This window comes from Myxococcus sp. AM011, from assembly GCF_013372595.1.
Taxonomy (GTDB): Bacteria; Myxococcota; Myxococcia; order Myxococcales; family Myxococcaceae; genus Myxococcus; species Myxococcus eversor.
In genome coordinates this window covers 1-1,402 of the sequence record NZ_JABXEM010000550.1, presented here as the reverse complement: position 1 = coordinate 1,402, position 1,402 = coordinate 1, and the positions used below count along the sequence as shown (strand labels likewise).

General features: G+C 70.6%; 1 protein-coding gene. It reads left to right on the top strand.

Translation table 11 applies throughout. The features are described 5' to 3' along the window. On the top strand, positions 1-1,402 hold a 1,402-nt coding region (locus tag HUW62_RS47235), incomplete at both ends, for a DNA topoisomerase (protein WP_255204049.1).

Below are 1,402 nucleotides of genomic sequence, written 5' to 3'. Positions count from 1 at the left end.
GGCCATGGTGGTGGAGCGGGAGCTGGCCATCCGCAGCTTCGTTCCCCGGGACTATCTGGAGGTGGTGGCCACCTTCGCGCCGCAGGGGAAGGGCGTGGCGGCGGGGGCCCGGTATGACGGGACGTGGTTCCGCTCGGGGCCGGATGGCAAGCCGGTGATTCCGCCGGGCATGGAGGGCGTGCGCGAGTCGCGGAGGCTGGACGCGGACGGGGTGGATGCGCAGGCCGTCATCGACCGGGTGAAGCGCGGGCGGGCCACCATTGAGTCTCTGGACGCGGAGGAGAAGAAGCTGGCTCCTCCGCTGCTCTACGACTTGACGGAGCTGCAGCGTCACGCGAACCGGCTGTATGGCTTCAGCGCGCAGCGCACGTTGGAGGTGGCGCAGGCGCTCTACGAGAAGCACAAGCTCTTGAGCTATCCGCGCACCGCGAGCCGGCACCTGTCGCAGACGGTGGCGGACACGCTGCCCGAGGTGGTGAACACCGTGCGCGGGCCGTACGAGGAGGACCTGGCGCCGGGGACGGGCGCGAGGCCCCTGGGTCGGCGCTACGTGGATGACGCGAAGGTGACGGACCACCACGCCATCATCCCGACGCCCACGTCTCCGCAGGGGCTGCGGCTGTCTCCGGACGAGCAGCGCGTCTACGACCTGGTGTGCCGGCGGTTGCTCCAGGCGTGGCACGAGGACCACGTGTGGCGGGTGACCACGGTGGTGACGGCGGTGATGTCGCCGGGGCTCGCGAGCGCGGTGCCCGTGGTGGACCGCTTCCAGAGCATGGGCACCCAGGTGGAGCGGGTGGGCTGGAAGGTGCTGGATATCGGCGGGGGCAAGAAGGCGCCGAAGCCGAAGGCCGACTCACGCAAGGGTGACGAGGACGCGGAGCCGGACGACGAGCCTCAGTCGTTGCCATCGGGGTTGGAGCGGGGGCAGCCGCAGAAGGTGGAGGACGTGAAGGCGGTGAAGAAGCGCACGCGTCCGCCTCCGCGCTTCACGGATGCGTCGCTGCTGACGGCGATGGAGACGGCGGGCCGGGCGCTGGACGAGAAGGAGCTGGCGGATGCGATGCGCGAGACGGGGCTGGGGACGCCCGCCACGCGTGCATCCATCATCGAGGTGTTGCTGGACCGGGAGTACCTCGTCCGCACGGGGAAGGCGCTGGAGGCCACGGAGAAGGGGCTGCACCTCATCCAGGTGGTGCACCCGGACGTGAAGACGCCGGCGATGACGGGCCAGTGGGAAGCCTGGCTTCAGCGCATCGAGCGCGGGGAAGGCCGGCTCGACGAGTTCATCCGGGGCATCGAGAAGTATGTCACCGAGGTGGTGGGTCGTGGGCCCGCGGGGCCGGCTCAGGCGATGCCGTACGGGGCTGGAGCCTCGACTTCGCGTGGCGCGGGGGCAGGG